We start from the raw sequence: 7741 nt of genomic DNA on the forward strand, positions 1-7741 counted from the left end.
AAAGCTTTTTATTTTCTTTGCCACTAATAAATACTAACGGGGCTAGGGTTTTAATTCGAGTTATTTTTATTAGAATGGGTTTTCATTAAGCGCTCATGACTTAATGGAGTATTATCATCTAAAAGAATTTTTAAATCGTCTAAAAAACGTAATACATACTCTACATCTACAAAATGTTTTTCTTTCCAAAGTTCTAACCCTTTTAAATCGAGAAGATAATTTACCTCTTTAAAATCTATTATATTAGAATCTCTGTTTTTTAATCCATCAATAGTTTTATCAATTAAATCATTAAAGAATACTTTTCTCTCATCATCTATGATGTAATCATCTAATTCCATATACCCCCATCCTACAGGTTTTACATCTAACATCACATCAATAATATTATTAACATAATCCTTAAACCAATCAGGATTATTTTTACTCTCTGAACTTTGCTTAATATATGACAACCCTAATAATAAAAAATTATCATCAATATCTATTCGCTTTTCTTTAAATCCAATTATACTCGTAGCCATTATTTATTCCGTTAATATCGTCTTTGCTTTATTAGCCTCGCTTAAATTACTTATATGTTTTTTCACCAATTCTTTTCCAGCATCATCAAGGTTTCTTATATCCACATTGATAAAATCAACACCATCTTTATCAAAATGCTCATCAATTGATTTTATAAATCTCTTTGTATCAAATTTTGGGTGGTCAACTGCACTCACCAAATCTACTGATTTACCTTGATATTTCCCTGATGTTACAATAAAATCCCCTGCTTTTGTATCAGTGTTTTTTATAGCTCTAGCTGTTGTTTTGAAAGTTTCCTCAAAAATTGCTATTCCTTCCGCCTCTACTTGTCTAAAAGTTCCTTGACCACCAACATCTTTAAATTCATCTAAAATTTGCCTAGTTCTTGAACTAATTTTTAAACCTCTTAAAATACTAGATAAAGAATTTGCAGTTAATGGAGATACTTTAACAGCCATAAACACACCCCCTTTACCCGGAATTACACCAGCAACATCCAAACCGCTAGCAGTTAGGTCAATCAATTCTCCTAAAATACCTTTATCAGCTTCAACTACAACTTTTCTATCCCTTTTCTTAAAATTAAAGCTTTCTCCTATCTGTTTATCTGTAACAGCTTCAGGTATATTCAGTTTATGATTCTTACTTATAAATTTACGAATCAATTCCCCTTCTTGAGTATCACCCATAGGAACTAAAAGTGAGCTTATCAATATATTTCCTGCTCCATCTACTGCTTTATCCCATATTTGGTCAAGAGTTAATCCATAATCTCGTGGATTAAAATCGTAAAGATTAGAGCCTTCTTCTAACCCTTCAAGTTCTATAAATTTTATTACTTTATTACCGCTAAAACTGTAAGGTGAATAATGAGGGTATTTATAAGTCAACGGGTCAACAGCAAAGAACCTTCCTACACGTGGGTCGTGCATCCTGTACTTGTAGTTTAAGCTATTTCCCTCTCCTTTAACTTCATCATCTTTCTCTTGCCCTTGGAAGCCATACCTATAAGAATCACTACTTCCATGTCTATTAGGTAGCAATTGACCAAATGGATAGTAGTCATTGCGTTTTTTTGCAAAAAAGCCCGTTTTTCAGCGCATACCTTGGCTTAAAAAGCTGCTCAAAAAAGTATTTTAAAGAACGTATATTACCTGTAAATATAGTATTTTCTTATAGATCCCACGCAGGTAAAACCCAGTTTTTTGTCTGCAAAAACCCTCTGTCTTTTACCTGCTCCCCTTGCCCCGGTATGTTACATAATTGGCATTATAATACTGCCGACTCCGTCCTCTCTTAAAAACCAAAGCCGTAGTTATAATGTCAACTATGTAAAATACTCCCGTTCCACGCCTGACTTCCGATGCTCGGTTTTGAACTTCGATCGATGTTTTTAGTCTTTATTGGATAAGATCATGAATACTAACGCCTTTCAGTTGTTCCATTCCAATAAATGAACAATCCCAACCGCATAAAGCCATTTTCATAGATTGTTCATTTATCGGAACGTTTTCAGAAGCACCGAACGTTTTAAAAAGATGAAGATTTAAAAGCCTGTAATTTCGGGGTTAAAAAACCTCCTTAATCAATCTTCAGCTTTTTAAAATGAGACAAGCGATAGTGCGTCAGCTTTTGTGCTATGAAGTTTCTTGTTTAGTTCCGATGCGAGCGTTGGGTGAGCGGCCATTTTACATAATAGCAGTTATAACTACGGCATTGGTGGCGCGAGCAGGTATTATAACTTCTATTATGTAACTTGGCTTGGGTGATGCGGTGGCGCGCGGAACAAAACAAAAGACAGAGGGTTTTTGCTTTTCGCAAAATACTGGGTTTTGTTTTGTGGGGATATTATTTCCCGTAATGGTAACGGCAAGCTGCTATCAATAACTGTTCTTTTTCGTATTTATAGACCAATCGATGTTCTGATGTTATTCGTCTTGACCAATACCCTTGTAAATCGCCTTTTAAAGCTTCGGGTTTTCCAATGCCTTCAAAAGGGGTTCGCATACAACTTTTAATGAGTTCGTTAATTCGCTTTACTAGTTTCTTATCGACTTTTTGCCAATACAAATAATCTTCCCAAGAAGACGTAGACCAAGTTAATTTCATTCTTCTATTAAATCTTGTTGAACACCATTACCTGCTTCTAATTCTTTGATAGAGTTCAATAAAATATCTCTATTTTTTCCTGTTAGCAGATAAGTGGTTTCTTTTAATGAATTGTATTCGTCCAATGATATTAATACGAGGTCTTTACCGCTTTTACGCTTGATAATGATATCGCTTACATCATTGACTACTTTATCGAACCAATGCTTTAAATTTGAACGAAAGTCTGTATAATTTACTGTTTCCATGATACAAAGATAACAAAAAAGTACTTAATTAAGTACTTTTTTGTTAATATTTAACGTATTGATTCTATCAAGTTTTTAGCCATTCAGATAATCCGTCAAGTTCGCTATGAGGATAACTAACAAGAAGTATTTTACACAGCCAATATATGGTACTTTGCATTTGTTCGGTTTTATAATGTCTTTTTTCTAATTGGGTTAACAGCAATATATTTTCTAGTAACGATTCTTGCATATAGATAAGTTCACTTAAATCAGCAATAGGTAGTTTTATATAATTCTGTTTTGTTTCTGGGTCTGTTTGCAGGGTATAACAATACCTTGTCTTAAATTCCTGTGGATTCATAATGTACATTTTTAGGATTAAAATACCCGTCTTAGCTTTCCTACTGTATGTACATACAGCGCGAGGGTTTCCCTTCTCGCAAGCATAACGGGATTTGAGTTGTAAAAATACACTTTGTTATGTTATTGTACATTTTAAGGATTAAATATTTATTGAGAATCTACCTTTAAGGACTTCTGTTATGTGTTTTCATATCTCTTATTTTTTAGCTAAACGGGTGGAAGGTGTTAATCGTTTCGTGCAGACTTTCCAAGTCGTCTTGCTGGTAGCGTTCTGTAGAACTTATATATTTATGTCCTGCCAGATATTGGGTTTTTCGCAGTCCGTTTTGTTTTAACCAATGGATGATAACACTTGTTCTTATTTGTTTTACATCGGTAAAACTGTTATTGATTTCCTTTAGTTCTTTAGCTAATTTGTGTATCGTATTATGAAGCTTGTAACTCCTTCCGATTGGTAGTAATAATTGTTCGGTTGCTTTATTGGTTTCCCTTAAAATCCTTGGTCTAACATCATTTATGTATTCCATAAACTCCATGAGCTGGAAGGGTTTTAATTCAATATCTCTCGTGTTACTTTTCCGTGTTCCTGGAACTGTAATCTTACCTTGATAAAGCTTAATGTGTTCTACTTCCAATAATTGTAAATCTCTGGTGTTTAAACCTTGATAAACAAGTAAGCCAATGATGATTTTATTTCGTTTTCTTGCAATTAGTTTTCCTTTATTTGTTGGGTAACTATAATATAGATCCTCCAGTTCCTCAAACTCTAAAGTGTCATGTATAATATGGCGCTTTACGCCTTTTATATTCAGGTCTTTTATATCATTCTTTTCTCTGTAGTTTTCTTCTGTTAGGTAATTAAAATAAATTTTTAAATTGCCTATATAGGTTTGTAGGGTTCTTGGTTTTAATTGCGATGCTCGTAAGTATGCTATATATTGTAAAAAGGTTTTATAATCTATGGTCTCTGCATGTGTTCCATAGCTTTCGCACCAATCGTTAAACCTTGTTACGCTTCTTTGATAGGTGGCTATGCTTTTATCATTATAGCCATTCTTCTCAAGATAGTGTGTGTATTCCTTTATCATATTTTCCCTTGCGCCAGCTGGCTCATTCGCTAAAAATGTACACTGTACATTTTCTTTACGCTCTGCCCTCTCTAAGTAATGTTCGTACTTGTTCATTGCCTGTGAGTTCTAAAAAATGTGTATAAATCTGTGTACTTTCTAATGAGGTATGTCCTAAAAATTTACTTATCTGCTCAATGTCTGCGCCTTGTTCCAGTAAATGGGTAGCAATACTATGGCGTAAGCTGTGTAACGTGATGTTACGCTCCTGTATATCATTATTTTCTGTGGCTTTGATTATCGCCTTTAAACGGTTGGCAAAACTCATTCCTAGTAACCTGCCTCCCCTGTAATTAATGAATAGGCTTTCGGTTTTTTTGTAGTTGTAAAACTGTGTCCTATAATCATAGATATAGGTTTCCAGTATATCCAAGCTGTGCCTGTTAAGTGGTACAAAGCGTTCTTTATAGTTTTTGCCCTGTCGTACAAACAAGCGTTGTTTATCAAAAATTATATCGCTAACATCTAAATGTACTAACTCGTTTCTGCGCAACCCGCAACTGTAACAGCATACTAATATGGCTTTGTCCCTGTAACGTATTTTGTGGTCTGGATTACTGCTATTGGTGGCTTCAAAGAGTTCTTTTATTTCGATTTGCGTTAGTACATTTAAGCTGTCCTTATCGTTTTTTTCTTCGTGTTTTAGGTGGATATTGATGCCCTTGTGGTTGTGCTGTTTTAGGTATTCCCTGAACTTGTACAGCGCTTGTTGGTGCTTGTTTAGGTGTCCTTTGGAGAGTGCGCCCGTGCGTCGTTGGTTGGGGCGTTCTTTTAAATGTTTGTAGTAATCTGTAACGGTCTGGGTGGTTATATGGTTGATTTGATTGATGTTTTTGCTTTCCAAGTAATTAAAGAACTCTCGTAAGTGTATGGGCAGGTTATAAACGGTAGTTTCTGCATAGCCCAAAATATCCAACCACGCTTTAAAGGCGGTTAACAGTTCTTTATAACTGTGGTTTTTTATGGGTAAATTTTTCATTGGGTATGTCTTTTTGGAACTTTAGTGAACTACTTGATTAACTTATTGATTTTCAGATATGCTATTCGTCCATTTCGACCTTTGAACCATTGTAAACTTCTTGAACCAGTGGCGAGTCGCCACCGACAGGGATTTCATTCTGTAATCCTATAATGGTCTTTTCCAATACTTGTTCTATTTGTTTGTGTGTCGCTTCATAATCATCATAGGTAACGACTTCGTATTGGTAACCTTTTCTTTTATCGCCTTTTGCTTTCTGTACTAAATTGGCTAATTGCAATTGTAACATATACCGTTTTTGATTACTTGGATTGATGCGTAATACTCTGCGGATTTCTGCATTGGTAAAGATGCTTTGATTTTCCTTTTTTAAATATGCTTTGAGGCTTTCAAAAAAGTTTCGACAAGCTCCATTTAACAAATCACTTTTACGCAATAAAACTTCTTTAATCAGTTCGTTGGCTTCTTTTATATCTTCGATTTCTGTCTCTATGTACTCCTCTCCAGTATGCTCGTCATATTGCCTGTGGCGCTGCCACTGTTTGTAAAATGTGATGGCTTCTATAAACTGTAAATAATGTGCGTTGGTTCGTCTCGGTTTAAATACGGATTGTGGGAGGCTAAGCCTCATTGCGTAAGGGTTCACTACTTTTATTGGCTTAAGGGTTCGCTGTACATTGCGGAGAAGCTCCGCTGCTGTTAATTGCTCTTGCTCATTCAATTTCCCTGCACTTAAAAAACGCTGGTATTGCATTATCCTGCTGTCTTGCTGTTCGCTTTCATCGATGTACAAAAGGAAACTTCTATTACTGTTATCCTCGTAAATACTTTCTTGGGTGGTACAACCTGCAACGCTTACAGGGCCTTCAACCGTTAGATGGATGGTTTTTGTATTGCCTTTTCGGTCTTTGTGTACTACGGTTTTTGTAATACGTTTTTTAGATTGCAGTTCTCGAAGTGGATAGAGTACGCTTTCTGCGCCATCTAAATCCTCGATTAATATTAATTTATGTTGTAATTCTGTGCGATTGAAGTAATAAAAGGCGTTGGCTGATAAAACTGTTATTTCTATTTTATCTTCTTCTGGAATGAGTTCCGATACTTTGGATTGTAAATGTGTTTTTCCAACACCACTACTTCCTAAACTGATGCAGTGTAATGGGTTGTTCGTTTTTCTGCTCGTGAAGATTAAGTACATTAATAGTCTGTTATCGACTTCACCTATAACTCCGCTTTTTCCAATAAGCTCGTTTGTTTTTTCTAATAGGTTTTTACTTTTAAGGAAGTTTATCGCTTCTTGTTCTTCTAGTTTTGTTAAGTGTTTGCTAAATGGTTTTTGTGATTCTGCTTGCTTTGATGCGAGCAAAAAACGATAGTTTTCCAGTTCCTTTGTGAGTTCTTGTAATGTCTTTCTAATGACGCTTGTTCCAATTTCTAAACGTTCTGCACATTTGCGTACCAACTTTTCTACTTGGTTATCGTTATATAAATCGATGCTTTGCCTTAATATATTTAATACTGCTTTAGTCTTGGTTAGTTTTTCTATACTTAATGTTACTCGTAAGCTCTCTAACTTGTTAAGCTGTAAACCGCCTAAAATGTGGAGTTCTATATCTTTTGTTTTGTAGCAATAATTGTTTGGATTTTGAGTATCTAACATTATTTAAAAATAATTACTTGTTCATATCAGCATCAAAACTACTATATATAAATTATTTTACAAAATCATATTACACTTTTTTATTCCATTTTTGAACAGTATATTTGCTAAATCTGTTTAAATAAGCATTATAACTAGTCGTATGAGTACATTTGGCAAGCGTTTACGTGATTGTAGAAAAGAAAAAGGGTTATCTCAAAATGAAGTGGCCAAACTTCTTAATACCAATCATTCTGTTATTGGCAAGTACGAACGTGATGATGTAAATCCTTCTATTGATGCCGTAAAACGTTTGGCAGAACTACTGGATACTACGGTAGCTTATTTGGTTGGTGAAACAGATACTAATGAGTTGTTTAAAAACTCTGATATGTTGCGTAGATTAAAAGATATTAGCGAGCTTCCTGAAAAGGACAGACAAGCTATTTTATATAATCTTGATGCACTATTACGTGATGCCAAAACTAGATTGGCTTATAACTAAAAAAAGCCTTTACATCTCTGTAAAAGCTTTTTATTTTCTTTGCCACTAATAAATACTAACGGGGCTAGGGTTTTAATTCGAGTTATTTTTATTAGAATGGGTTTTCATTAAGCGCTCATGACTTAATGGAGTATTATCATCTTGGAAAATTCGGTTAAAGTGAACCACCCGTGCCGGATGAAAGTGAGCAGTGTAAATGAAGTGCCAAAAATCGTTTTATTTGAGTGTTAAAATTAGTGATTCTTTTTTAATTTTTTTCTC

General features: G+C 34.5%; 9 protein-coding genes and 1 pseudogene. 1 reads left to right on the forward strand and 9 read right to left on the reverse strand.

All coding sequences use genetic code 11. The features are described 5' to 3' along the window. Window positions 1-50 precede the first annotated feature (50 nt). The 9 genes and pseudogenes from JF259_RS17370 to JF259_RS17405 form a co-directional block, all read right to left on the reverse strand. On the reverse strand, window positions 51-524 hold the full coding sequence (locus JF259_RS17370) for a hypothetical protein (protein ID WP_199116980.1): 474 nt from the start codon (window positions 522-524) through the stop codon (window positions 51-53). A gap of 3 nt (window positions 525-527) precedes the next feature. Further along, on the reverse strand, window positions 528-1217 hold the full coding sequence (locus JF259_RS17735) for a hypothetical protein (RefSeq protein WP_317192105.1): 690 nt from the start codon (window positions 1215-1217) through the stop codon (window positions 528-530). Window positions 1218-1349: 132 nt separating this feature from the next. Next, window positions 1350-1577: pseudogene (locus tag JF259_RS17740) on the reverse strand (RHS repeat-associated core domain-containing protein); the annotation flags it as partial. Between the two features lie 799 nt (window positions 1578-2376). After that, window positions 2377-2637 carry a Txe/YoeB family addiction module toxin gene (locus JF259_RS17380; protein ID WP_199116982.1) on the reverse strand — a complete coding sequence of 87 codons (261 nt, stop codon included), beginning with the start codon at window positions 2635-2637 and terminating at the stop codon, window positions 2377-2379. After that, window positions 2634-2885, reverse strand: coding sequence for a type II toxin-antitoxin system Phd/YefM family antitoxin (locus JF259_RS17385; protein WP_199116983.1), 252 nt, complete (start codon window positions 2883-2885; stop codon window positions 2634-2636). The genes JF259_RS17380 and JF259_RS17385 overlap by 4 nt, the downstream gene beginning before the upstream one ends. Before the next feature lie 67 nt (window positions 2886-2952). After that, a complete protein-coding gene (locus tag JF259_RS17390) occupies window positions 2953-3228 on the reverse strand; it encodes a hypothetical protein (RefSeq protein WP_199116984.1) in 276 nt (91 codons plus the stop codon). Between the two features lie 205 nt (window positions 3229-3433). Beyond that, complete coding sequence (locus tag JF259_RS17395; RefSeq protein WP_199116985.1) at window positions 3434-4414, reverse strand: tyrosine-type recombinase/integrase; 981 nt, start codon at window positions 4412-4414, stop codon at window positions 3434-3436. After that, window positions 4374-5336 carry a tyrosine-type recombinase/integrase gene (locus tag JF259_RS17400; RefSeq protein ID WP_199116986.1) on the reverse strand — a complete coding sequence of 321 codons (963 nt, stop codon included), beginning with the start codon at window positions 5334-5336 and terminating at the stop codon, window positions 4374-4376. The genes JF259_RS17395 and JF259_RS17400 overlap by 41 nt, the downstream gene beginning before the upstream one ends. Window positions 5337-5397: 61 nt before the next feature. Next, on the reverse strand, window positions 5398-6996 hold the full coding sequence (locus JF259_RS17405; RefSeq protein WP_199116987.1) for a hypothetical protein: 1599 nt from the start codon (window positions 6994-6996) through the stop codon (window positions 5398-5400). A gap of 142 nt (window positions 6997-7138) precedes the next feature. Between JF259_RS17405 and JF259_RS17410 the strand changes: the two genes are divergently transcribed. Then, a complete protein-coding gene (locus tag JF259_RS17410; RefSeq protein ID WP_199116988.1) occupies window positions 7139-7480 on the forward strand; it encodes a helix-turn-helix domain-containing protein in 342 nt (113 codons plus the stop codon). Window positions 7481-7741: the final 261 nt, after the last annotated feature.

It is taken from the genome of Snuella sedimenti, from assembly GCF_016428595.1.
Classification (GTDB): domain Bacteria; phylum Bacteroidota; class Bacteroidia; order Flavobacteriales; family Flavobacteriaceae; genus Snuella; species Snuella sedimenti.

Bases quoted from the DNA above. Each gene is read 5' to 3' on its own strand.
- JF259_RS17370 (WP_199116980.1), bottom strand. From the start codon at position 524: ATGGCTACGAGTATAATTGGATTTAAAGAAAAGCGAATAGATATTGAT.
- JF259_RS17735 (WP_317192105.1), bottom strand. From the start codon at position 1,217: ATGGGTGATACTCAAGAAGGGGAATTGATTCGTAAATTTATAAGTAAG.
- JF259_RS17380 (WP_199116982.1), bottom strand. From the start codon at position 2,637: ATGAAATTAACTTGGTCTACGTCTTCTTGGGAAGATTATTTGTATTGG.
- JF259_RS17385 (WP_199116983.1), bottom strand. From the start codon at position 2,885: ATGGAAACAGTAAATTATACAGACTTTCGTTCAAATTTAAAGCATTGG.
- JF259_RS17390 (WP_199116984.1), bottom strand. From the start codon at position 3,228: ATGAATCCACAGGAATTTAAGACAAGGTATTGTTATACCCTGCAAACA.
- JF259_RS17395 (WP_199116985.1), bottom strand. From the start codon at position 4,414: ATGAACAAGTACGAACATTACTTAGAGAGGGCAGAGCGTAAAGAAAAT.
- JF259_RS17400 (WP_199116986.1), bottom strand. From the start codon at position 5,336: ATGAAAAATTTACCCATAAAAAACCACAGTTATAAAGAACTGTTAACC.
- JF259_RS17405 (WP_199116987.1), bottom strand. From the start codon at position 6,996: ATGTTAGATACTCAAAATCCAAACAATTATTGCTACAAAACAAAAGAT.
- JF259_RS17410 (WP_199116988.1), top strand. From the start codon at position 7,139: ATGAGTACATTTGGCAAGCGTTTACGTGATTGTAGAAAAGAAAAAGGG.